The 22024-nt window shown below is 69.9% G+C and carries 22 protein-coding genes; 5 read left to right on the top strand and 17 right to left on the bottom strand.

The genetic code is table 11. The features are described 5' to 3' along the window. Positions 1-22: 22 nt before the first annotated feature. The 3 genes from P3102_RS02435 to hemL are packed head-to-tail and all read right to left on the bottom strand — an operon-like array spanning position 23 to position 2534. On the bottom strand, positions 23-604 hold the full coding sequence (locus P3102_RS02435; protein WP_276366171.1) for a TlpA disulfide reductase family protein: 582 nt from the start codon (positions 602-604) through the stop codon (positions 23-25). Continuing rightward, positions 601-1224, bottom strand: coding sequence for a histidine phosphatase family protein (locus P3102_RS02430; protein WP_276371596.1), 624 nt, complete (start codon positions 1222-1224; stop codon positions 601-603). Before P3102_RS02430 ends, P3102_RS02435 begins: the two co-directional genes overlap by 4 nt. Before the next feature lie 5 nt (positions 1225-1229). Then, complete coding sequence (hemL, locus tag P3102_RS02425; protein WP_276366170.1) at positions 1230-2534, bottom strand: glutamate-1-semialdehyde 2,1-aminomutase; 1305 nt, start codon at positions 2532-2534, stop codon at positions 1230-1232. A 120-nt stretch (positions 2535-2654) separates the two neighbouring features. Here hemL and P3102_RS02420 point away from each other — a divergent pair, with 120 nt between their 5' ends. Next, the gene (locus tag P3102_RS02420; protein WP_276366168.1) at positions 2655-3146 is read left to right on the top strand and encodes a TspO/MBR family protein; all 492 of its coding nucleotides are present in this window, start codon (positions 2655-2657) and stop codon (positions 3144-3146) included. Here P3102_RS02420 and P3102_RS02415 read toward each other — a convergent pair. Genes P3102_RS02415 through hemB form a run of 4 tightly spaced genes read right to left on the bottom strand, consistent with a single transcriptional unit; the run spans position 3143 to position 5468 of the window. After that, positions 3143-3514 (bottom strand): hypothetical protein, encoded by a 372-nt coding sequence (locus P3102_RS02415; protein WP_276366167.1) that lies wholly within the window; start codon positions 3512-3514, stop codon positions 3143-3145. The genes P3102_RS02420 and P3102_RS02415 overlap by 4 nt on opposite strands. Continuing rightward, positions 3492-3944: a hypothetical protein gene (locus P3102_RS02410; protein ID WP_276366165.1), complete on the bottom strand. Its 453-nt coding sequence runs from the start codon at positions 3942-3944 to the stop codon at positions 3492-3494. Before P3102_RS02410 ends, P3102_RS02415 begins: the two co-directional genes overlap by 23 nt. Then, the gene (locus tag P3102_RS02405; RefSeq protein WP_276366164.1) at positions 3941-4486 is read right to left on the bottom strand and encodes a hypothetical protein; all 546 of its coding nucleotides are present in this window, start codon (positions 4484-4486) and stop codon (positions 3941-3943) included. The genes P3102_RS02410 and P3102_RS02405 overlap by 4 nt, the downstream gene beginning before the upstream one ends. Positions 4487-4496: 10 nt before the next feature. Continuing rightward, on the bottom strand, positions 4497-5468 hold the full coding sequence (hemB, locus tag P3102_RS02400; RefSeq protein WP_276371595.1) for a porphobilinogen synthase: 972 nt from the start codon (positions 5466-5468) through the stop codon (positions 4497-4499). 139 nt (positions 5469-5607) lie between these two features. Between hemB and P3102_RS02395 the strand changes: the two genes are divergently transcribed. Then, positions 5608-6894, top strand: coding sequence for an Nramp family divalent metal transporter (locus P3102_RS02395; protein ID WP_276366162.1), 1287 nt, complete (start codon positions 5608-5610; stop codon positions 6892-6894). Positions 6895-7015: 121 nt separating this feature from the next. On the opposite strand, the gene P3102_RS02390 is transcribed toward P3102_RS02395, so the two are convergent. The 8 genes from P3102_RS02390 to P3102_RS02355 all read right to left on the bottom strand — a co-directional run bounded on the left by P3102_RS02390 (position 7016) and on the right by P3102_RS02355 (position 16118). Beyond that, positions 7016-7402 (bottom strand): hypothetical protein, encoded by a 387-nt coding sequence (locus tag P3102_RS02390; protein ID WP_276366161.1) that lies wholly within the window; start codon positions 7400-7402, stop codon positions 7016-7018. Positions 7403-7546: 144 nt separating this feature from the next. Further along, positions 7547-9079, bottom strand: a complete 1533-nt coding sequence (locus P3102_RS02385; protein ID WP_276366159.1) for a bifunctional uroporphyrinogen-III C-methyltransferase/uroporphyrinogen-III synthase — start codon at positions 9077-9079, stop codon at positions 7547-7549. Positions 9080-9139: 60 nt separating this feature from the next. Next, positions 9140-10087, bottom strand: a complete 948-nt coding sequence (hemC, locus tag P3102_RS02380; protein ID WP_276366157.1) for a hydroxymethylbilane synthase — start codon at positions 10085-10087, stop codon at positions 9140-9142. Positions 10088-10174: 87 nt separating this feature from the next. After that, complete coding sequence (locus P3102_RS02375) at positions 10175-11572, bottom strand: glutamyl-tRNA reductase (protein WP_276366155.1); 1398 nt, start codon at positions 11570-11572, stop codon at positions 10175-10177. Between the two features lies 1 nt (position 11573). Further along, the gene (locus P3102_RS02370) at positions 11574-12335 is read right to left on the bottom strand and encodes a redox-sensing transcriptional repressor Rex (RefSeq protein WP_276371593.1); all 762 of its coding nucleotides are present in this window, start codon (positions 12333-12335) and stop codon (positions 11574-11576) included. 419 nt (positions 12336-12754) lie between these two features. Further along, positions 12755-14290, bottom strand: coding sequence for a molybdopterin-dependent oxidoreductase (locus tag P3102_RS02365; RefSeq protein WP_276366154.1), 1536 nt, complete (start codon positions 14288-14290; stop codon positions 12755-12757). A 58-nt stretch (positions 14291-14348) separates the two neighbouring features. After that, positions 14349-14585 carry a glutaredoxin family protein gene (locus P3102_RS02360; RefSeq protein WP_276366152.1) on the bottom strand — a complete coding sequence of 79 codons (237 nt, stop codon included), beginning with the start codon at positions 14583-14585 and terminating at the stop codon, positions 14349-14351. A gap of 48 nt (positions 14586-14633) precedes the next feature. Beyond that, positions 14634-16118, bottom strand: coding sequence for an AMP-binding protein (locus tag P3102_RS02355; protein WP_276366150.1), 1485 nt, complete (start codon positions 16116-16118; stop codon positions 14634-14636). 293 nt (positions 16119-16411) lie between these two features. Here P3102_RS02355 and P3102_RS02350 point away from each other — a divergent pair, with 293 nt between their 5' ends. The 3 genes from P3102_RS02350 to P3102_RS02340 all read left to right on the top strand — a co-directional run bounded on the left by P3102_RS02350 (position 16412) and on the right by P3102_RS02340 (position 19368). Beyond that, positions 16412-17113: a sigma-70 family RNA polymerase sigma factor gene (locus tag P3102_RS02350; RefSeq protein WP_276366149.1), complete on the top strand. Its 702-nt coding sequence runs from the start codon at positions 16412-16414 to the stop codon at positions 17111-17113. Positions 17114-17275: 162 nt separating this feature from the next. Beyond that, complete coding sequence (locus tag P3102_RS02345) at positions 17276-18370, top strand: DUF5667 domain-containing protein (RefSeq protein ID WP_276366147.1); 1095 nt, start codon at positions 17276-17278, stop codon at positions 18368-18370. Between the two features lie 95 nt (positions 18371-18465). Continuing rightward, positions 18466-19368: an HAD-IB family hydrolase gene (locus P3102_RS02340; protein WP_276366146.1), complete on the top strand. Its 903-nt coding sequence runs from the start codon at positions 18466-18468 to the stop codon at positions 19366-19368. 388 nt (positions 19369-19756) lie between these two features. On the opposite strand, the gene P3102_RS02335 is transcribed toward P3102_RS02340, so the two are convergent. Together P3102_RS02335 and P3102_RS02330 are read right to left on the bottom strand one after the other, a co-directional pair. Further along, on the bottom strand, positions 19757-20860 hold the full coding sequence (locus tag P3102_RS02335; protein ID WP_276366144.1) for a lysophospholipid acyltransferase family protein: 1104 nt from the start codon (positions 20858-20860) through the stop codon (positions 19757-19759). Further along, positions 20857-21906: an NAD-dependent epimerase/dehydratase family protein gene (locus P3102_RS02330; protein ID WP_276366143.1), complete on the bottom strand. Its 1050-nt coding sequence runs from the start codon at positions 21904-21906 to the stop codon at positions 20857-20859. Before P3102_RS02330 ends, P3102_RS02335 begins: the two co-directional genes overlap by 4 nt. Positions 21907-22024 lie beyond the last annotated feature (118 nt).

Raw genomic sequence — 22024 nt, 5'->3', positions numbered from 1 at the left:
AGGTGCCGAATCGCGGGAAGGGTCAGGCGGGTTCGGCGACCAGGCGTTCGACGACGGGCAGCAGGTCCGACGCCAGCAGGTCCCGCAGGAACACCGCCGCGACACGGTGCTGTTTGTCCAGCACGATCGTCGACGGGATGATGTTGCGCGGATAGCCCGAGAGCTGCAGCAGCGTCCGCCCCGACGGGTCGTAGATCGACGGGTACGTCAGCTTCCGGTCCCGTACGAAGTCCTGCGCCGGGGTCCGGTCGTTGTCCCGCAGGTCGATGCCGACCACCTGGACGCCGGACGCCTTGGTCCGGTCGAAGACCTTCTGCATCTCCGGCGCCTCGACGCGGCACGGCCCGCACCACTGCCCCCACAGGTTCAGCACGACGACCTTGCCGGGGAAGTCCGCGATGGAAAGCTGCTTGCCCTCGTTCATCAGGTCGTCGCCGGACAACGTCGGCGACGGCTGGCGGTCCGCGACGTCGTAGGTGATGTCGACCTTCCCGCCGGGCGACACGAAGTTGAACGAACCGCCGGTGACGACGGCGTCCTTGCCGGTGGTGCACCCCGTGACGACGAGCACCAGCCCGACGACGGCCGCCACGAGTCGCTTCATGCCCCGGTCACCTTCGGGTCGGTCGTGCCGGCGGGCTCGCTGTAGACGATCCGCACGAGTTCCTCGCCCTCGAAGACCAGGCTGGTCAACGACGCGAGCGAACACTGCCGGTCGCGCGGGTCGTGCCAGAGCCGCTTCGCCTCCAGGAAGCGCCGCAAGGTCCAGATCGGCAGCTGGTGCGAGACGCACAGCGCCTCGTGCCCCTCGGCCGCGCGCCGCGCGCGGTGGACCGCGCCGAGCATGCGGTGCGCGATCTCGACGTACGGCTCGCCCCAGGACGGCCGGAACGGGTTGACCAGCTTCGGCCAGTGCTTCGGCTGGCGAAGGGCCCCATCGCCGACGGCGACCCGCTCGCCCTCGAACCGGTTGTCGGCCTCGATGAGCCGTTCGTCGGTCTCCACGTCGAGGCGGTGCGCGGCGGCGATCGGCGCCGCGGTCTCCTGCGCACGCTGAAGGGGCGAAGCGACGACGTGTGCGATGTCGTGCGTCGCGACGGCTTCGGCGACCGTCAGTGCCTGACGCTGACCGCTCTCGGAGAGCTTGAAACCGGACAGACGGCCGTACAGGATCTTGTCCGGGTTGTGCACCTCGCCGTGGCGGAGCAGGTGCACGATCGTCATCTCGCTCACGCCTGGACCGCCTCGGCGGCGGCGCGGGCGGCGACGCGCAACGCGGAGGAGATGATCTCGAACTCGGCCTCGCCCATGGCCGCGTTGACGAACCACGCCTCGTACGCGCTCGGCGGGGCGTACACGCCGTTGTCCAGGAGCGCGTGGAAGAACGCCGGGAACCGCCAGGTCTCCGAAGCCTGCGCGCCCAGGTAGTTCGTCACGGGGTCTTCGCTGAAGAACACGCTGACCAGGTTGCCCGCGTACTGCACGGTATGCGCGACCCCGGCCTCGGTCAGCGACCGGCCGAACAGGTCGCCGAGCCGCTTCGCGTTGGCGTCGAGGGCCGCGTACACGGCGTCGTCGGCCGCGCGCAGCGTCGCGAGCCCGGCGGCGACCGCGACGGGGTTCCCCGACAGCGTCCCCGCCTGGTACACGGGCCCGCCCGGGGCCAGCTTCGCCATCACGTCGGCACGGCCGCCGAAGGCCGCGGCGGGCAGCCCGCCGGACATCACCTTGCCGAAGGTGTACAGGTCACCGGCGACGCCTTCGAGACCGAACCAGCCCGCCTTCGAGACGCGGAACCCGGTCATCACCTCGTCCATGATCAGCAGCGCGCCGTGCTCGTGCGCGATCTCCTCGAGCCCGGCGTTGAAGCCGTCGGCCGGGGCGACGGCGCCCATGTTGCCCGCGGCGGCTTCGGTGATGACCGCGGCGATCGAGTCCGGGTTGTCCACAAAGGACTTACGGACCGCGTCCAGGTCGTTGTAGGGCAGCACGATCGTGTCGGCCGCCTGCGCGCCGGTGACCCCTGGCGACGTCGGGAGGCCGAGGGTCGCGACGCCGGAGCCCGCTTCGGCGAGCAACGCGTCGACGTGCCCGTGGTAGCAGCCCGCGAACTTGATGATCTTCGCCCGGCCGGTGAACCCCCTGGCCAGCCGGATCGCGCTCATCGTCGCCTCGGTGCCGGAGTTGACCAGGCGCACCTGCTGCACCGGCTCGACCCGGCCGATGATCTCCTCGGCCAGTTCGACCTCGCCGCGCGTCGGCGTGCCGAACGACAGTCCGTTGACAGCCGCTTCGCGCGCGGCGGAGACGACGTCCGGATGCGCGTGCCCGAGGATCATCGGCCCCCACGACGACACCAGATCGACGTAGCGATTGTCGTCGGCGTCCCAGAGGTACGGCCCCTCACCGCGCACCATGAACCGCGGGGTGCCGCCGACGGAGTTGAAGGCCCGCACCGGGGAGTTCACCCCGCCCGGGATCACGGCCTTCGCTCGTTCGAACCATGCCTTGGACTGATCGACTCCGGTAGTCACCTCCCCAGTCTCGCAAATCCGCCGAGACACCCGCCGCCGAGTCCTCGCGCTTGGCGGCATGGCGTGACCAGGCCCACTAGGGTGGGAGCCCTCCCGTCGAACCCTCGCGGAGGAATCCACGTGTCCACGGTGCCGTCACCGCCGACCCACCACCGCCGCCTGCGCTGGCAGGCCCTGGCCGGGTTCCTCGCCCTGTCGGCGATCGTCGGGATCGTGGCCGGGCTGGCGGTCGCCACCCGCTCCGGAACGCACAACGCGCTGGCCCGCCCGTCGTGGGCGCCGCCGGGGTGGCTCTACGGTCCGATGTGGTCGGTCCTGCTGCTCCTGGTCGCCGTCGCGGGCTGGTGCTACTGGCGCACCGACGGCGAAACGCGCGGCTTCGCCTTCTATGGCGTCTGCCTGCTGCTGACCTTGCTGTGGACGCCGCTGTTCTTCGCCGGCGGCGCACACGTCCTGGCGCTGGCCGACGTCGTCGTGCTGGACTTCGTGGTGCCGGTCACGATGGTGGAGTTCGGTCGCCGGTCGAAGCTCGCGGCCTGGCTGCTCGTGCCGTATCTGCTGTGGTTGCTGTTCTCGACCGGGGTCAACGCCGCCGTCGTCTGGCTCAACTAGTCCTTCGGCTTGCGTCCCTTGGCCCGGACGGCCAGCAGGAACTGGCGGATCGCGTCCACCACCAGGATCGCGGCCAGCACACCGAGCCCGATGGCGCCCGCGAGCGGGCCGCCGAAGTAGCGCTGCGATTCCAGCGTCGTTTCGCCGTAGGTGATCTCGACCGGGACGACACCGGCCTTCCAGCAAGCGAAGGCACCCCACACCGCGAGCGCGGCGAGGACCAGTTCGACGGCTCCCACCACGGCACGCAGGGGTTTGTGCAGCCGGGCTGCTCGCCGGGCGTTCTCCGGTGGCCACAGGTCGGCGCCGGTCGGCTGGGGAAGGTCGATCACGGTGAGCAGCTTCTCATGACCCTGTGGTGCGGGCACGCACCAAATCCCGGAGAGCCTCGCGGAGGGCGCCCGGATCCTTGGCCCAGGCGCGGACGAAAACGCCGTCTTCGAGCTTCAAGCCGACTTCGCCGTGCTTCTTGGGGACCGTCCAGCCGCCGCCGAGGACCCGCGCCCCGACCGGGGCGTCGTCTTCGAGGACTTCGGCGATCCGGGCCGCCTCGAGGGTTTCCCTGCCCTGCCGGTAGCCGTTCGCGGTGACTTCGAGCGAGAGGTACCGGCGGCGCGCGTACACCCACGGCACGGTGATCGCCACCAGCCCCGCCGCGACCAGGATCCAGGCGAGCCAGTGCACCGGCCCGCCGGTCGCCAGTTCCGCGAGCAGCCCGGCGAGGGAGAACAGCGGCGCCCACAGCAACGCCGTCCAGCCGACACCGGGCTCGGCGTAGAAGGCGGGCTCCGGCGTCATGGCAGTTTGCGCCCGACCTTCGGGTAGTAGTCGGCGACGCTGGGCAGGTACATCAGGATCAGCGCGATCACCGCGATCAGGGTGGCGATGACGACGAACAGGGCACCACCGAGGACGAAGAGTCCGACGAGGGCGAGGAAGACCGCGAGGCCGGTCAGCACGGCCCTGGCCGAACGCGTTCCCTCGCGGGCCTTGTAGGCGAAAATGGCGAACAGCACGGCGAACGTGATCGCGCCGACGAACAGGTTCAGGATCAGCCCGTCCACGCCGTCGACGATCCGCGCCGGATCGACCCTCAGCCCGGGGTCCCGCTGTTCGGCGTTCTGCTTGAGGTACGTGTCGATCACCGTCTGCCTGCCGATCCACAGGTAGGCGGGCCCGGCGATCAGGGTGAGACCGGCCGCGATCCACAACCAGAACGAGATGGCGACGGGCTTCGGCACGACGTGCTTCGGCGCTTCCTGACCAGGCAGGATCGGGTCGGGCGCCCGTCCCCGCCTGCGGCGCTCGTCGTCCGTTTCGCCGGTTTCGCTGTCGCTCACGCGAGGCAGCCTAGTCCAGCCAACCGGCGGCTTCGGCGGCCCAGTAGGTGAGGATCGTGTCCGCTCCCGCTCGGCGGATCGAGGTCAGCACCTCGAGGATCGTGCGCTCGCGCTCCAGCCAGCCGTTCGCCGCGGCGGCCTCGACCATCGCGTACTCACCCGAGATGTTGTACGCCGCCACGGGGACCGGCGACGCCTCGGCGGCCGCCCTGATGACGTCCAAATAGGACAGCGCGGGTTTGACCATGATCAAGTCGGCCCCCTCGGCGATGTCCAGCTCGATCTCGCGCAACGCTTCACGCACGTTGCCCGGATCCTGCTGGTAGGTCTTCCGGTCGCCCTTCAGCTGCGAGTCGACGGCCTCACGGAAGGGCCCGTAGAAAGCGCTGGCGAACTTCGCCGAGTAGGCGAGGATGCCGGTGTCCGTGCGCCCGGCGCGGTCGAGCGCGGCGCGGACGACACCGACCTGGCCGTCCATCATGCCGCTGGGCCCGAGCAGATGCGCGCCCGCTTCCGCCTGCGCCAGCGCCATTTCCGCGTACACGCGCAGGGTCGCGTCGTTGTCGACACCGCCGTCCGCGTCGAGTACGCCGCAGTGGCCGTGGTCGGTGAACTCGTCGAGACACGTGTCCGCCATCAGGACCGTCGCGTCGCCGAGTTCGGCCTTCAGGTCACGCAGGGCGACGTTGAGGATGCCGTTCGGGTCGATCGCGCCGGAGCCCTGGGCGTCCCGCGTCTTCGGGATCCCGAACAGCATGAGGCCGCCGACCCCGGCGCCGACCGCGTCGACGGCGGCTTTGCGCAGCGTGTCGCGGGTGTGCTGGACGACGCCGGGCATGCTCGCGATCGGGCGCGGCGTGTCGATGCCCTCCGCCACGAACATCGGGAGGATCAGCTGACGTGGCCGCAGCGTCGTCTCACCGACCAGCCTGCGCATGGCCGGAGTAGTACGGAGCCTGCGGGGACGATGTTCGGGAAACACCCTCACGACGGTACTCCCGCCCGCTCGAGACGCGGTCCGCAACCTCGTTGGGCCGCACGGGCGCACCTTCCCTAAGGGACGGTTAAAAGCCGGCTTCGCCCGATTCCTCCGCCGTGTGACGTGGGTTACCTTTCCCGGCATGTCGAGTGCAACGGTGACCGGCCGACCGGAAGAACCGCCCGTCGGCCGGCGCGCACGGCTGCGCCAGGTCGGGCCAGGGATCATGGCCGCGGCGACCGGGGTCGGCGCGGGCGACCTCGTCGCGACGATGGTGGCCGGATCGCGCTTCGGGTACACGCTGCTGTGGGCGGTACTCGTCGGCACGATCTTCAAACTCGCGCTGGCCGAAGCCGTCGGCCGCTGGCATCTGACCTCGGGCCGGACGATCCTGGCAGGCTGGCGGACGCTGGGGATCTGGGCGCTGATCTATTTCGGGATCTACGCGGTGATCTGGGGCTTCGTCTACGGCGCCACCGCGATGTCCGCGTCGGGCCTGCCGCTGAACGCGCTCTTCCCCGCGCTTTCGGTGCGGTACTGGGCGATGCTCTGCGGCCTGCTCGGCTTCGCGCTGGTGTGGTTCGGGCGCTACGCGATCATCGAGAAACTGATGACGGTGCTCACCGGGGTCATGTTCGTGACCGTGGTCGGGACCGCCATCCTCGTCGTGCCGAACTTCACCGCACTGGTCAAGGGCGCCGTCCCGACCCTGCCCGACGGCTCGCTCGTCTACGTCCTCGGCCTGGTCGGTGGCGTCGGCGGCACGATCACCCTGGCGGCATACGGCTACTGGACGCTCGCGAAGGGCTGGCGCTCGGCGAAGTGGCTGCCGATCATGCGCACCGACAACGCCGCCGGCTACGTCATGACCGGGATCTTCGTGCTCGCGATGCTGATCGTCGGTGCGGAACTGCTGCTGGGCCAGAAGGTCATCTCCGGCGACAAGGGCCTGTTGTTCCTCGGCGACACCCTCGCCGCGGATTACGGGCAGTGGGCGCGGATCCCGTTCCTCATCGGTTTCTTCGCGGTCTCGTTCACGTCGGTGATCGGCGTCTGGCACGGCGTGAGCCTGCTCTTCGCGGACTGGTGGCGCATTCTGCGGCTTCCCGCGAACACGACGGAAAGCGTTGAGGAGTACGAGAAGAAGGCCGGAGAGCGCAGCGTCGCGTACCGCGGGTACGTCCTGTGGCTGACCTTCCCGCCGATGGCGTTGCTGTTCCTCGACCAGCCCTTCCAGCTCACCGTGATCTACGGCGTGCTGGGCGCGTTGTTCATGCCGTTCCTGGCGGCGACCCTGCTGGTGCTGCTGAACACCTCACGGGTGCCGCGGGAGGGCCGTTCACGGTGGCTCTCGAACGGACTGCTGGGCATCTGCCTGGCGATGTTCGCGTACCTGGCGTACACGGAGGTCGTGAAGTTCTTCAGTTGAACCGCTCGTGAATGGCCACCCCACGCCGGGACACGCGGCCTTCACGCCTTTTCAGTACATGAAGGACCCCATCCTTGCGCCTGGGTACAGGAAGGGGTCCTCCATGTACTTCATCGTGGCCTTACAGCGGAATGGGCTTCGTGGTGCACCCGCCGCCACCACAGGCCGACACGGTCAGGTTCGTCTGGAAGGCCCCGGACGTGAAGGTGACGGTCCGTGTGTCGTCGTCGACGAGGACGTTCTGGACCTCCGTGGTCGAACCGGTGAAGACGAACCGCGCGATCAGCGTGTCGGCGGGCGCGCTGTCGGAGACGGTCGCCACCACCCGGATGCGACCTCCGACGTTCTCGGCTGCCCCCCGCACGCTCTGTACCGCGCAACCGAGCGGACTGCAGACTTCGAACGAGGTGGACGGCACCGCGGCGGCGTTGCCCGCGAGACCGACGAAACCGAGGGCGAAAACCCCGACAGCGGTACCGATCCGCGCGGCGTGAACCAGTGACTTCATGATCACTCCCCAGTGTTTGTCCGGTGGATACCCGACGCTAGCGTCTGCCGCCGCCCGGCCGCCGAGGTTTCATCAGGGCATGAAAACGCCCCCTCCCCCCGCGAGAACCGCGGGAGTGAGGGGGCGTTCTCGGCCTGCGAAAGGTCAGGACCGGCGGGCCCGCTTCGCCTTGCGAGGCGGCGGGAGCGCACCTTCGGCGCGAAGCCGGGCGGCGTGCTCGGCGAGCGCGTCGACCAGGTGGGGGACGTCGGCCTTCTCCGGCTGGACGTCGACCCGCAACCCGAACTCCACGGCGGTCTCCGCGGTCTTCGGGCCGATGCACGCGACCAGCGTGCGGGTGTGCGGCTTGCCGGCGATGCCGACGAGGTTCCGCACGGTCGAGGACGAGGTGAAGCAGACCGCGTCGAAACCGCCGGTCTTGATCATCTCGCGGGTCTCGGCGGGCGGCGGCGCGGCACGCACCGTGCGGTACGCGGTCACGTCGTCGATCTCCCAGCCGCGTTCACGCAGGCCGGCCGAAAGAGTCTCGGTGGCGATGTCCGCCCGCGGCAGCAGCACACGGTCGACGGGGTCGAGGACGTCGTCGTACGGCGGGAACTCGGCGAGGAGACCCTCCGAGGACTGCTCACCTTCCGGGATCAGCTCGGGGATGATGCCGAAGGAGCGCACCTTCGCGGCGGTCGATTCGCCGACGCAGGCGATCTTCACGCCGGAGAAGGCACGGGCGTCGAGCCCGAACTCCTCGAACTTCTCCCACACCGCGCGGACGGCGTTGGTCGAGGTGAAGACGATCCACTGGTAGCGGCCGTCGACGAGCCCCTTGACCGAACGCTCCATCTGCGCGGGGCTGCGCGGCGGCTCGACCGAGATGGTCGGGACCTCGTGCGAGGTGGCGCCGTGGCCGCGAAGCCGCTCCGCCATCTCACCGGCCTGCTCCTTGGTGCGCGGCACCAGGACCTTCCAGCCGTACAGCGCGCGCGACTCCCACCACGACAGCTTCGAGCGCTGGCCGACGGCCTGGCCGATGGTCACGATGAGCGGGCCGACGAGCTCGCCCGCTTCGTTCGCGACGGTGGCCAGCGTGGTGTCCAGGGTGCGCTGGGTGTTGATGGTGCCGTTGGAGGTCACCGCGACCGGGGTGGTCGGCGCCAGCCCGTGCTCGGTCAGCGCGGACGCGGCCTCGGCCAGGTGCGCCGACGTCGCGTGCAGCACGATCGGGCCGGGGGTGGCGGCCAGCGCGGCCCAGTCGACGTCGCCGCGGACGTCGACCTCGGTGTGCGTCCCGCCGAGCGCGACACCGGCGTACGCCGGGACGGCCGCGCCGGGCGAGACGCCCGGGATGATGTCGAACACGGCGCTGGTCCGGGAAACGGCCTGCACCTCGGCGACGACGGCGGGCTGGGTCAGCGGGTCACCGGCGATCAGCCGGAGCACCAGCCGTCCGGCCTTGGCCTCGTTCACCAGGTCCTTGGCGACCTCAGTGGCCTCGCCGACGGCGGGGCGCACTTCGGCGCCTTCGGCGGTGAAAGCCAAGACGCCCGAAGGGACGTCCGGGTCGGTCACCACGACCTCGGCCTTGGCGAGCAGCTCCTGAGCGCGGACGGTCAGCAGACCGGCGTCACCGGGGCCCGAGCCCACGAAGGCGACTCGCCCGGTGGTCTTACGCGCGGGGGTCATCTGTGCGTTCTCCTCTTGAGCGGCCGCAGTCGAGCGCGGCCCTACCTTCGACGTTCTGACTCACTGGACGGGGCCGGACAGTGCGCCGGCCCCCAGGTCGAGCAGTTCGGCGGCCAGTGTCCGGCCGAGTTGTTCAGCATCGCGGAAGTCGGCGAGCGCGGAAGCGCGCACCATGTCGACCGTGTTCCCGTCCTCTTCGACGGCGGCGGTGCCCCGCAGCGAGATCCGCTCGACGACCCGTCCTTCGGCGTCCAGGTCTTCGACGATCTCCGCCAGCGCCCCGACCGGTGCGCTGCACCCGGCTTCCAGCGCCGCGAGCAACGCCCGCTCGGCGGTCGCCACGGCGCGGGTGCCTTCGTCGTCGACGCATGCCCCGAGCAGGTGCTCGATGTCCACGTCGCCGGTCCGGCACTCCACCGCCAGCGCGCCCTGCGCGGGCGCGGGCAGCATCTGGATCGGGTCGAGGGTCTCGGTGATCTCCTCCGCCCGGCCGATCCTGGCCAGTCCGGCACGCGCCAGGACGACGGCGTCGAGCTCTCCGTCGGTCACCTTGCGCATGCGGGTGTCGATATTGCCTCGGATCGGCACGATTTCCAAACCGAGACCGAGCGCGCGCAGTTGCGCGGTGCGCCGCGGCGAGCCGGTGCCGACGGTCGAACCCGGCGGCAGCTCGCCCAGAGTCAGCCCGTCACGGGCGATCAACGCGTCACGCGGGTCCTCGCGGGGCGGCACGGCGGCGAGCGTGATGCCCGGCTCCGGCTTGGTCGGGAGATCCTTGTACGAGTGCACGATGACGTCGACTTCCTCGCGCAGCAAGGCTTCGCGCAGCGCGGAAGTGAAGACGCCGACCCCGATCGTCGGGATCGGCGCGGACGACTTGTCGCCGGGCGTCGTCACGGTGACGAGCTCGACCTCGGCGCCGGTGGCGCGCAACGCGTCGGCGATGGTGCCGGTCTGCGCGAGGGCGAGTTTGCTGCCGCGCGTCCCGATGCGGATGACTCTGCTCACTGGATGATCACTCGTCCTTTTTCGCGGTGCGGCGCGCGACCGCGATCGCGCCACCAGGGCGCCCCTGCTCTTGGAACTCGCTTGTCATTACTCGGCGCCCCGCCGTCGCGATGGCGGGGCCCCCGGCCGAAGCGCGCGCGACGGCTCGTTTCCCGAAGGCGGGATCGGACCGCGTTCGCCACCGTCACCCTTTGGTGCGGTAGGACTCGTCACCGCGGCGGGTGCCTGCGGGTCGAGGCAGAACAGTTCGCGCAGCGCGTTGGCGTAATCGGTCTCGGCCGTCTCGGCGGCGAGCTGCTTGACCCGCACCGTCGGCGCGTGGAGCAGCTTGTCGACCACTCGGCGGACCGTGCGGCCGACCTCCTCGCGAACCCCGGCTTCGAGGTCCGGCAGGCGGTTGTCCAGCCGCAGCAGTTCGGCGTCGACCACCTCGGCCGCCCGGCGCCGCAGCGCCGTCACGGTCGGGGTGACCTCGGCGCTGCGCTGCCCGGCGAGGTACTCGCGCACCTCGTCGAGCACGATGCCGGTGGCCTTCGCGGTCTGCCGTTCGGTGGTCGGGGTGCCCTTGTCGCGCATGCGGCGCTGGATGGTCTCCAGATCGACCACGGTGACGTCGGCCAGTTCGGCGACCTCGTGCTCGACGTCGCGCGGGAGGCCGAGGTCGCAGACGACCAGCGGGCGTCCGGCGCGGGCCGGGACGTGCTCGGTGGTGAACACCGCGGCCTGCGCGCCGGTGCAGCAGACGACGACGTCCGCCTCGGCGACCGCGTCCGCGATCCCGCTCATCTGGACGGCCTTCGCGGGCACTCCCTGCTCGACGCTCGCGGCGGCGAGGCGGGCGGCCCGTGCCTCGGTGCGGTTGGCGATGGTGATCTCGCCGATCCCGGACTTGCGCAGCTGGGAAGCGGTCAGCGCGCCCATCGAACCGGCGCCGACGATCAGCGCGTGTTTGCCCGCGATGTCCCCGGCCGCGGCCAGCGCCTCGGAGACGACCGACGCGCCGAGCTGGTCGAGCCCGGTCTCGGTGTGGACGCGTTTGCCGACCCGCAGCGTGGTCTGGATCAGCTCGTGCAGGGTGCGGCCGACGGTGCCCGCCTCGCGCGCGGTGGCGTAGGAGGATCGGATCTGGCCGAGGATCTGCGTCTCGCCGACGACCATCGAGTCCAGGCCGGAGGTGACCGAGAACAGATGCTCGATCGCGGCGCCCGCGTAGTGCACGTACAGCGAGTCGTAGAGGTCCGCGGGCCGCATCCCGGCTTGGCGGGCGAGGACGTCGGAGACGTCGTTCAGGCCGCCGTGGAAGGTCTCGACGACGGCGTAGACCTCGATACGATTGCAGGTCGAGACGAGGATCGCCTCGCTGACGTGTTCGGCCTGCTGCAGTTCGTGGAGCACCTTGGTCACGTCGGTCGCGGGGACCGCGACCCGTTCCAAAGTGTTCAGCTCGGCACTGCGGTGCGAGAGCCCGACCGCCAACACGCTCATTTCAGCGCACCACCATTCCGTTACCGTGGCCGTTCACGCTGCCAGTCTCGGCGCTTCCGGGGCCACTGTCCCCTCCGCCGTTGCCGTTAGCGGCCAGATCGGCGCGGCGAGCGACGTGGAACGACAGGATCTGCAGTTCGACCGCGAGATCCACCTTGCGCACCTCGATATGTGCCGGAACCTGCAGCACCACCGGGGCGAAATTCAGGATGCACTGCACCCCACCTGCGACAAGGCGGTCACAGACCGACTGCGCGGCGGTGGGCGGAGTGGCGATGACGCCGATGGAGATCTGCCGTTCGGCGCAGACTTTGGGGATCTCGTCGAGATGCGAGACCGGGAGGCCGCCGACCGGCACACCGACCAGATCCGGGTCGAGGTCGAACAGCGCCTCGACCGGGAACCCACGTCCCGGGAAGCCGCCGTAGTTGGCCAGCGCGTGCCCGAGGTTGCCGATCCCGACCACGGCGACCTTGTGCTTGCGGGTCAGGCCGAGGATCCGCTCGATCTGGCTGACCAGCACCTGGACGTCGTAGCCGACGCCGCGGGTGCCGTACGAGCCCAGGTAGGACAGGTCCTTGCGGAGTTTCGCGGAATTGACGCCCGCGACCTGCGAAAGTTCCTCGCTGGAGATCGTCGTCGCGCCCTGTTCGGCCAGCCCGGAGAGGACGCGGAGGTAGACGGCGAGGCGGGCGACGGCGGCCTCGGGGATCGACTTCGCGCGGACCGCTTCCGGTTCGGCGGTGGCCTCGACGGCGGGCATCTCCGCGGTGGGCGCGTTGTCGGCGTCCGGTGTCACCCGGGTGCGCCGGCCTCGTTGCGACACCACGCTTGTCCGCTCCTCTGGTCCTGCTGACGACATGATTCGCCCGAACCCGGAAATCGGCTCTTGACCCGCCGCGCTGAGTCCGGTTCGATGCCGGGCGCTTTCGGAGGCGACATATCTACGGTAGCCACTTGTGAACGCAGGCACAAAGTCACAGGTCCAGCTGTGTTCAATGTCGCGCGCTGAGGGAAACGTCCCGCAGGGCGCACACCCGGAGCAACTCACGTCGAGCAGGACGGCGCCCTGCAAAACGCTTCCGTGGCCTCCGGCCAAAAGAGGCGCGCGAGGTGAAGTCTCCGCCGGGCGCAGAGCGCCCTTGGGGAGACCCGTTGTGGTCACCGACCTGCGGCACCGCGTCAGCGCGCGTCAAAAAACACCGTGTGCCAGCCGGTGGCGCCGTCGGGAACGGTTCCGGCGCGCTCTTGCGGCTGGGTGCGGCCCGCCTGATCGGTGGCCCGCACGGCGATTTCGTGCCGGCCGGCGGGGAGCACGACCTCGGTCCACCACATCCGCCAGGTGTCCTTCGACGTCTCGGCGGAGAGGACAGCCTCCTGCCACGGCCCTTGATCGACCCGGACCTCGACCTTCGCGACGCCGGTGTGCTGCGCCCACGCGGTCCCGGACACCACGACCTTGCCCGCGTTCACCGCCGAGCCGGGCGCGTCGATCCGCGACTGCGTCTTCACCGGTGCTTCCCTGGCCCAGCCCCGGTCGAGCCAGTACGCCTGGCGCTCCTCCCAGGTGGTGATCTCCAGCTCGGTCACCCATTTCGTGGCGGACACGTAGCCGTACAGCCCGGGGATCACGATCCGCGCGGGGAAGCCGTGCTCGATCGGGAGCGGCTCGCCGTCCATGCCGAGGGCGAGCATCGCGCCGCGACGCGGATCGAGGGCGGCTTCGACCGGGGTTCCGCAGGTCCAGCCGTCGACACTGGTCGCGAACAGCTGCTCGGCGCCGGGTTTCACGCCCGCTTCGTTCAGCAGATCCCGCAGGTCGATGCCGATCCAGCGGGCGTTGGAGAGGTACGGGCCGCCGACCTCGTTGGACACGCAGCAGAGGGTGACGTCACGTTCGATCAGCGGCCGCAAACGGAGATCTTCATACCGATAGGTGACTTCGCGATCGACCATCCCGCGGATCTGCAGGCTCCACTCCTCGGTGCGAACCTGCGGAACCACCAGCGCCGTGTCGATCCGGTAGAAATCCTTCGGAGGAGTGAGATACGGCGGGGTGCCGAGCTTCGCGAAGTCCGCGTCGGGCGGGATCGGCGGGGCCGTCCTCGCCGCGACGAGCCTGCCGACGGCGGCACGCGAGTCCTCCGCGCTCTTCCTGGTCCCGACGAGCTGGCCGGTCAGCGCGGCGACGCCGGCCCCGGCCACGACCGAGGCCCCGGTGATCAGCACCTTCCGCCGGTCCGGCCCCTCCCCCTCGCGGACGTCGAACAGCACGTTCGGCAGGAAGAACCGGTGCAGCCACGTGAACACGGTGAGCCCGGCGACCACGGCGGCCACGGGCGCCAGCAGCGCGATCTGCCCGAGGTCGGTGCGCACGAAGACGGCGGCGACGCCCGCCGCGCCAAGCAGGCCGACGATCACCTGACCCGGTAACGGCCTGTGGCGGGAGAGCTGTCCGGCGAGCAACGCGAACAGCACCAGCACCACGGCCACACCGACCTTGAGGACGACCTTGTCCCAGGTCCCCAGCGTCTGTTCGGCCCAGGCCACGACGGCGTGCGGGCTGTGGTCGATGACGAAGTTCGCCACCGCGACGAACGGCGAAGCCGTGTACCCGACGAAGCCCGCCATGAGGTGTCCCACGCCGAGGGCGGCCGCCAGTGCCAGGAGCCCGGTCAGTGCGGCTTGCGGGAAGCTGAGCCTGCGTTCGTCGTCCACGTCTCCATCTTCGGAGCCGAAGGGCCGGAAGGTCGGCCGATCGCCCCTTACGAGTGTGTTACGCCAGTGCCTTCCGGAGCCTGTCCTCTTCGACCCGCCAGTAGCCGTGTTCGGCGTCGTCGATCAGGATCACCGGCACGCGGTCGCCGTACTCGGCCCGCCATTCGGGGTCGCTGTCGACGTCCTGCGCCGACCAGGCGACGCCCAGCTCACCGCAGATCCGTTCGATGTCCTGTTCCGCGACCTCGCACAGATGGCAACCCGTGCGGGTCATGACGGTCACGTAGTGCGCCATACGTCCATCCTTACCCGGTCCGAAGCACGCTTTCCCGCCGGGGGCTCATCAGCGCAGTCGCATTCTGCGCAGCTTCCCGGTGGCCGAATGCGGCAGGGACTCGGCGAACTCGACGGTGTGCGGCACCTTGTACCCGGCCAGGTGTTCCGCGCAGTGCTCGACGACCTGCTGCTCCGAGAGCGAAGCGCCGGGCGCGGGGACGACGACGGCCTTCACCGCTTCGCCGGTCCGCTCGTCGACGACGCCGACGACGCCCGCCTCGATGACCTCGTCCAGCATGGAGATCACGTTCTCGACCTCGTGCGGGAAGACGTTGAAGCCGTTGACGATGATCAGGTCGTTGGCGCGGTCCACCAGGTGCAGGTCGCCGTCGGTGTCGAGGTAGCCGACGTCGCCGGTGCGGAACCAGCCGTCCTCGCCGGGACCGTGCGAGCCGTCGGGCCAGTAGCCGGAGAACAGGTTCGCACCGCGGATCGACACCAGACCGGTGCCGCCGCCGGAGTCGAAGGCGTCGCCGAGGTCGTCCGGGTCCAGCGGAACGGATCCTGTGCCGCCGTCGCTGTCGACCAGCCGGAGCTCGACGCCGGGCAGCGGCCGCCCGACCGAACCCGGTTTCGGGTAGCCCGTGACCAGCGTCGTGGTGACCACGGGCGCGCATTCGGTGAGGCCGTAGCCCTCGTAGACGTCGAGTCCGGTGGCGCCGCGGAGCGCGGTGAGGATCTTGGGGTGCAGCGGCGCCGCGCCCGAGGTCATCCGCCGGACGGTGGAGAGGCCCCGCCCGAGCTCTTCGGGATCCATCGCGGCGAACTCGGCGTACATCGTGGGTACCCCGGCGATAGAGGTCACCCGGTACTCGGCGCAGTCGGCCAGCGTCCGCTCGGCGAGGAACCGTTCGGACAGGATCGCCGTCGCACCGACCGCCGTGGTCTGCAGCAGGCCCGGCCCCAGTCCGTAGACGTGGAACAACGGGATGGTGATGAGCACGCGGTCGCCGTGCGCGAGCGGCGGCGGGACGATCCGGCTCAGCTGGTCGAGGTTCGCCAACAGCGCACGGTGCGACAGCATGACGCCGCGCGGGGGGCCGGTCGTACCGGAGGTGTATGAGATGACCGCTATGTCCTCTCCGGACCCGGCGGCGTCGACCGGTTCGGCTACTCCATCCGAGGTAACAGGGGGTGAGAGGCTCGTCACTCCCTCGGGGAGTTCTTCGGTCGTTTCACGTTCGAGGACGAGCCGCGTGCCGCTGTGCTCCAGCAGTCCGTTCAGCTCCGCCGCGGGAGTCTGCGGCGACATCGGGACGACCACCGCGCCCGCCCGGAGCGCGCCGAACAGGGAGACGGCGAACGCGGCCGACGTCGGCAGCCGCAACGCCACCCTGTCCCCCCGCTCGATTCCCGCGTCGAGCAGGGCGCGGGCCAGCGCGTGGGCGGCGTTGTCGAGTTGCGCCCAAGTCAGTGCGGCCCCACCCCCGGTCTCCCTGACCGCCGCTTTGCCGGGCCACTGGCGGGCGGCCTCGACGAGCAAGGTGGGCACGCTTCCTTCGGCAACCTGCTCCGCACTCAACTGCGAACCTCTTCCCTGGGATGAACGGCGTTGCCAGTTTGTCATCTCGGCCACCGTCATGGGGGGCACTCGCCTTCGTCGCGGTTCCGTGACCCCGGCACCGCTACCTACTTCGCGGTAACTACACGTATGCTGCTGGACATCGTCGAGTGGTGTTGATCACTCGATGGTGAGAAAGGGAGTCCGGACGTGCAGATCTTGCAGGCCCACGCGGCGGTGGGACATGCGGGCCGGTACTCCCTGTCCGGAACGGGAGGTGCACCGTGACCTTTCCCGTGCCGAACCCCGTCTCCATGGTGGCGGGCCACATACTCCGCCGGGCCGGTTTCCCTGCGGCTCCGTCCGCCCGGCCCAAGGACGGCGAAATTCCGGACGCCGCCGCCGAAGCCGCGAAGGCCGAGGCCTGGGAACTGGTCAGCGCCGCGCAGGGCGGCGACACCTCCGCTTTCGGACGGCTCTACGACCGCTACGTCGACGTCGTCTACCGCTATGTCCTGTTCCGCCTCGGCGACCGGGATCTCGCCGAGGACGTCACCAGCGAGACCTTCCTTCGCGCCCTGCGCCGCATCACGTCGGTGAGCTACCAGGGGCGGGACGTCGGCGCCTGGTTCGTCACGATCGCGCGCAACATCATCCTCGACCACGTGAAGTCGAGCCGGTTCCGCCTCGAGGTCGTCACCGACGAGGTCGCCGAGCCGAACGGGGCCCCGATCGGCAACGTCGGCGTGCAGGCCGTCGCCGGGCCGGAGCAGCAGGCCATCAGCCGCGCGACCCGCGCCGAGTTGTTGCGGTGCGTCGCCGAACTCGGCGAGGACCAGCGCGAGTGCATCGTGCTGCGGTTCATGCAGGGACTCTCGGTCGCCGAGACCGCGGCGATCATGAAACGCAACGAAGGCGCCATCAAGGCCCTTCAGCACCGCGCGGTACGCCGTTTGGCGCAACTTCTGCCCACGGGACTGCGTTGACCCGCCGATATACTCACCACCCTCTCACCGGAAACGCTTCGCGTTGTGGCATCGGGCTAATATTCATCCCCCACCGGGCCTTGCCGTAACCCTTGGGCGTCCCCGCTCGTTTTCCCAGCCAGACCGGTGTCAGGACCGGGCTGAGCAGATGGAGACTTCGCCGTGGGCGTGCCGGGATGGTTCGCGCGGGAGCGGGCGGACGGTGACCGCTTCGCCGACCTTGTCGACGGCACCGCGTCCCCGGCGGACGACGAGTTCGCCCACGAGCTCGCCCTCGTCGGTGGCCTGCGCGAACTGGGCGCCGGCGGCGCTCCCGACGCCGAAACCCGGCAACGCATCCGCGACGAGATCGCCGGACGGCTCGCCGAAGCCGAGGCCGAGGCCGCGCCGAAGCGTCGCGGTCACGTCGTCGCCAACCTCGCCGCGGCCGCCGCCGCGCTCGTACTGGTGCTGGGCGGCATCACGCTGCTGTTGTCCAAGGACGCGTTGCCGGGCGACCCGCTCTACGGCATCAAGCGAACGGGTGAATCGGCCGCGCTCGGGCTCACCTTCGACGAGCAGGACAAGGCGAAGAAGCATCTGGAGTTCGCCGCGGGCCGCGTCGGCGAGCTCGCCGAACTGACCCGGCAGGCCGCGCCCACCGACGCGTATTTCACCGGACTCGCCGATTTCGAGACGGATCTGCGGGCCGGGGTCTCGCAACTGACGGCGATCGTCACCGACCAGGGCGGCCAGACGCGGCTGACCGAACTCCGCTCTTGGGCGCAGCAGCAGTCCGATCGGCTCGGTGTCCAGGTCGGGCAGGCGCCCGCCGAAGCCCGCGACAAGTTCGCCGCGGCACGAAGCCTCCTCGACAAGGTCCAGGAGCGCACGACGGATCTCGGCTCGCGATTGGTCTGCTACACGATCACCACGGGCTCCGCCGACGAACTGGGCGCCGTCCCGGCCGACGGCGACTGCGTACGCGATCCCGGTTCGCCCCACGCGGTCGTGCCGCCGGTGTCGCCGCCCCCGCCGTCGTCCGCCCCGGCCGGTTCGTCGCCATCGCCGACGTCGGTGCCGCCGTCGTCCGCCGCGGACACCGCCGCCCCGACCGGACCGCTCGCGCCGTCCACCGGCGGCACGCCGCCACCCGTGGTGCCCACCCCCGGCCCCACGAATCCGCCGTCCGTGCCGACGCCGACCGTCACCCCGCAGCCGCCGCTGCTCTCGATTCCGCCGCTCATCCCGGGGTTACCGCCGATAGTCATCGGCTGACGCTCTGTAGACGAGGGAGGCGCCACACCTGGTACGAACCGGTCGAGCGCTCGCTACGCTGTGCATAGGCACCTGGGATTCCGGAGGCGGTGTGCGTGTCAGTTTGGCGGGGCAGGGACAAGAGTCAAGAGCTCGAACGGCTGGCCGAGCTCGCGGGTGAGGCGTCGGCCGAGGCCGCCATGGCCACCGCGTCCGCCGAAGCCCTCGAACCGCCCGCGCCGCCCGCTCCGCCGGACCTGACGGCGGCCGCGTTCTTCGACGTCGACAACACCATGATGATGGGCGCGTCGATCTTCTACTTCGCCCGCGGGCTGGCCGCACGCAAGTTCTTCACCTCCGCCGATCTGGCCGGATTCGTTTGGCAGCAAGTGAAATTCCGGCTCGGCGGCCGTGAGAACAAAGAGGACATCAAAACCCACCGCGAGCGCGCACTGTCCTTTGTGGCCGGTCGCACCGTGCGGGAACTGACCGACATCAGCGAAGAGATCTACGACGAGCTGATGGCGGACAAGATCTGGTCCGGCACCCGCGCGCTCGCGCAGATGCACCTCGACGCCGGGCAGCGCGTCTGGCTCGTCACCGCGACCCCGATCGAACTCGCGGCCATCATCTCGCGGCGCCTGGGCCTCACCGGCGCGCTGGGTACCGTCGCGGAGACCAAGGACGGCGTCTACACCGGCCGTCTCGTCGGCGACCTGCTGCACGGCCGCGCGAAAGCCCACGCCGTGCGGGCACTGGCGTCACGCGAAGGGCTGAATCTCAAGCGCTGCACCGCGTACTCGGACTCGCAGAACGACGTCCCGATGCTGTCGGTCGCCGGAACCGCGGTGGCGGTGAACCCCGACGGCGGTCTCCGCGACGTCGCGCGGGCACGCGGCTGGGAGATCCGCGACTTCCGGACCGGCCGGAAGGCGGCGAAGATCGGCGTGCCTTCGGTACTGGGCGTCGGCGCCGTGGCCGGCGCCGTCGCGGCCGGCATGGCGTACCGGCGCCGCTGACCCCCTCTTCGCACTTAGTCACCTGCTTGCGGTGATCGCGGCCCCGCCCGCGCCCGTGCCCCCGCAAGTAGGTGACTAATTGCGGCGGGCGTCAGCCCTCGTCGAAACTTGCCTCGGGCCGGAACTCGAGAGTTCCGGCCCTGATCACACGAGTTCCGGCCCTGATCACGCGAGTTACGAGTCTGATCACGCGAGTTCCGGCCCTGATCACGCGAGTTACGAGTCTGATCACGCGAGTGCGCTCTCAGCTCGACACTTGTCCCTTATGGACAGTCGAGCACCCCGTGCCGCGGGCGAGTTCGCTTCCGGCGCCGACTCCATCGCGCCATGTTCGCCCAACCCTCGATGACCCTGAAGCGCGACTCACGGTTTTCGGCGTAATCAGTGCCTAGCCCTTGAACACGCTCTTCCGCTGCGAAAGGCGTTTGTAGAGCGACTGCTGGATCGACTCCCGCACCTGATCGGTCAGCGTGAAGACCAGCATCGGGTCGTCGACGGCGTCCGCGTCGTAGGTGTCGGTGCGGAAGGGCTCGCCGAACTCGATGCTCCACTTCGTCGGCAGCGGGATCGCGCCGAGCGGGCCCAGCAGCGGGAAGAACGGCGTCACCGGGAAGTACGGCAGGCCCAGCACCCGCGCGAGCAGCTTGAGGTCGCCGACCTTCGGGTAGATCTCCTCCGCGCCGACGACCGACACGGGAATGATCGGCACCCCGGTCCGCAGCGCGGCGGACACGAACCCACCGCGGCCGAACCGCTGCAGTTTGTACCGCGAGGAGAACGGCTTCCCGATGCCCTTGAACCCTTCCGGCCAGACGCCGACGAGTTCTCCCTTGCGCAGCAGGCGTTCCGCGTCCGCGTTGCAGGCGAGCGTCTGCCCGGACTTGCGGGCGAAGGAGCCGATCAGCGGTAGCTGGAACACCAGATCCGCGCCGAGGCCGCGCAGATGCCTGCCGCCGGGGACGTGGTCGTGCACGGCGACGGCGGTCATCAGCGCGTCGAGCGGCAACGTGCCGGAGTGGTTCGACACCAGCAGCGCGCCGCCGTCGGCGGGCAGGTTCTCGACGCCGAAGGTGTCGACCCGGAACCACTTCTCGTACAGCGCGCGCAGCGGCGGCAACAGCAGGGTTTCGGTGAGCTCGGCGTCGAAGCCGAACTCGTCGACGGTGTAGTCACCGGTCAACCGGTCACGCAGGAAGCCCAGCGCCGTCCTGAGCGAGGCCGGGAGGAGGTCCGCGTCGGCCGGGCGGGTCCGGGCGGGCGAGACCCGCGCCGTCCCGGGGAACTCGACGACGGGCGCGTCCGCCCGGCGGTCCTGCCGCAGCCGCTCTTGTGCCACTTCGGACTCGCGAAGATCCCGATCCGCTTCGACGGCCGGGTCCGGCTTCTCTCTGCCGGGGCCGTGCAACGGGATGATCTGCGCTTCAGCGCCGCTCACGTCTTCCGCCTCGCCTTCGTGAGAGTTTTCGGGATCGTTCTCGTGCGGCCTGCTCATCGGTGCGTCGCCTGTCCGGTCGCCGCGGCCAGCAGCACCTTGCCGGCGAGCCCGGCCAGCTTGCCTCCGTCCACCACGGGACGGAGCCCGCGGCCGGTGATGTAGTCGTCGAACGCTTCCCGCGTCGTCCAGCGCGGGGTGTAGCCGAAGTCCTTCTTGAGCTTCGTGACGTCCACGACGCGGCCGAAGTTCAGCAGCCGCACCTGGTCGGCGGAGAAGTCGACCACCCTGGCGCCGCGCAGCACCTTGCCGACCGACGGCACGACCCCGCTGGGCATCGGCAGCTCGATCCGACCGGCCCGCCGGATCGCCTGAGAAAGGGTGAGTACCCCTTCCGAGCCGACATTGAACACGCCGGGTGCGTCGTTCAGCGTCGCCTGCTCCAACACGGCCAGCGCGTCGGAAGCGTGCAGCAGCTGGATCCGCGCGTCGTAGCCGAAGACGGTCGGGACCACCGGCAGCGCGAAGTAGCGCGAGAGCACGGTGTCGATGTCGGGGCTGATGATATGGGCGAACCGGAACAGCGTCGTCGTGATGTCGGGACGGCGGCGCATGAGCCCGCGGACGTACCCCTCCATCTCGACGGCGTCCTTCGCGTAGCCGCTGGTGGAGGTGGGGATGAGCTCGGAATCCTCGGTGAAGACGGCCTGGGAGCGCGCTCCGGCGCCGTACACCGCGGCCGTCGACTTCACCACGAGCTTGCGCACGAGTGGCGAGCGCTGGCAGGCCGCCAGCAACCGCATCGTGCCGATGACGTTGACCTCTTTGAGCGCCGTCCGGCGGGCGGGACCGGCCGGATGCGCGGTGCACGAGGCGTGGACCACGGTGTCGACCTTGGCCGTGCTGATCACCTTGGCGATCAGCGGGTTGCGGATGTCGGCACGGACGTATTCGGCGTGGCCCATCCGCTGCAGGACCGACTTCTGCGGAGGCGTGGTGTCGACGCCGAGCACCCGCTCGAACTCCGGATTGTTGCCGAGTCTCGCGAGCAGCTTCCCGCCGAGGTCTCCCCCGACCCCGGTCACGAGCACGATGTTCGACGACATAGGACTCCCTGCGGCGTTGGGCGGTTCTCGGACTTCGATCACGGGGTCCTGATGACCTTGAACGCGAGGTGATCCACCGAGTGTGCGCCTACCTGCACTCAAGGGAAGCATCGCGCGG

The organism is Amycolatopsis sp. QT-25, from assembly GCF_029369745.1.
In the GTDB taxonomy this organism is placed as follows: Bacteria; Actinomycetota; Actinomycetes; order Mycobacteriales; family Pseudonocardiaceae; genus Amycolatopsis.
This window is presented reverse-complemented; position numbering and strand designations above follow the sequence as displayed.

Bases quoted from the DNA above. Each gene is read 5' to 3' on its own strand.
- P3102_RS02435 (WP_276366171.1), bottom strand. From the start codon at position 604: ATGAAGCGACTCGTGGCGGCCGTCGTCGGGCTGGTGCTCGTCGTCACG.
- P3102_RS02430 (WP_276371596.1), bottom strand. From the start codon at position 1,224: ATGACGATCGTGCACCTGCTCCGCCACGGCGAGGTGCACAACCCGGAC.
- P3102_RS02410 (WP_276366165.1), bottom strand. From the start codon at position 3,944: ATGACGCCGGAGCCCGCCTTCTACGCCGAGCCCGGTGTCGGCTGGACG.
- P3102_RS02395 (WP_276366162.1), top strand. From the start codon at position 5,608: ATGTCGAGTGCAACGGTGACCGGCCGACCGGAAGAACCGCCCGTCGGC.
- P3102_RS02390 (WP_276366161.1), bottom strand. From the start codon at position 7,402: ATGAAGTCACTGGTTCACGCCGCGCGGATCGGTACCGCTGTCGGGGTT.
- P3102_RS02385 (WP_276366159.1), bottom strand. From the start codon at position 9,079: ATGACCCCCGCGCGTAAGACCACCGGGCGAGTCGCCTTCGTGGGCTCG.
- P3102_RS02375 (WP_276366155.1), bottom strand. From the start codon at position 11,572: ATGAGCGTGTTGGCGGTCGGGCTCTCGCACCGCAGTGCCGAGCTGAAC.
- P3102_RS02370 (WP_276371593.1), bottom strand. From the start codon at position 12,335: ATGCCCGCCGTCGAGGCCACCGCCGAACCGGAAGCGGTCCGCGCGAAG.
- P3102_RS02360 (WP_276366152.1), bottom strand. From the start codon at position 14,585: ATGGCGCACTACGTGACCGTCATGACCCGCACGGGTTGCCATCTGTGC.
- P3102_RS02335 (WP_276366144.1), bottom strand. From the start codon at position 20,860: ATGAGCAGGCCGCACGAGAACGATCCCGAAAACTCTCACGAAGGCGAG.
- P3102_RS02330 (WP_276366143.1), bottom strand. From the start codon at position 21,906: ATGTCGTCGAACATCGTGCTCGTGACCGGGGTCGGGGGAGACCTCGGC.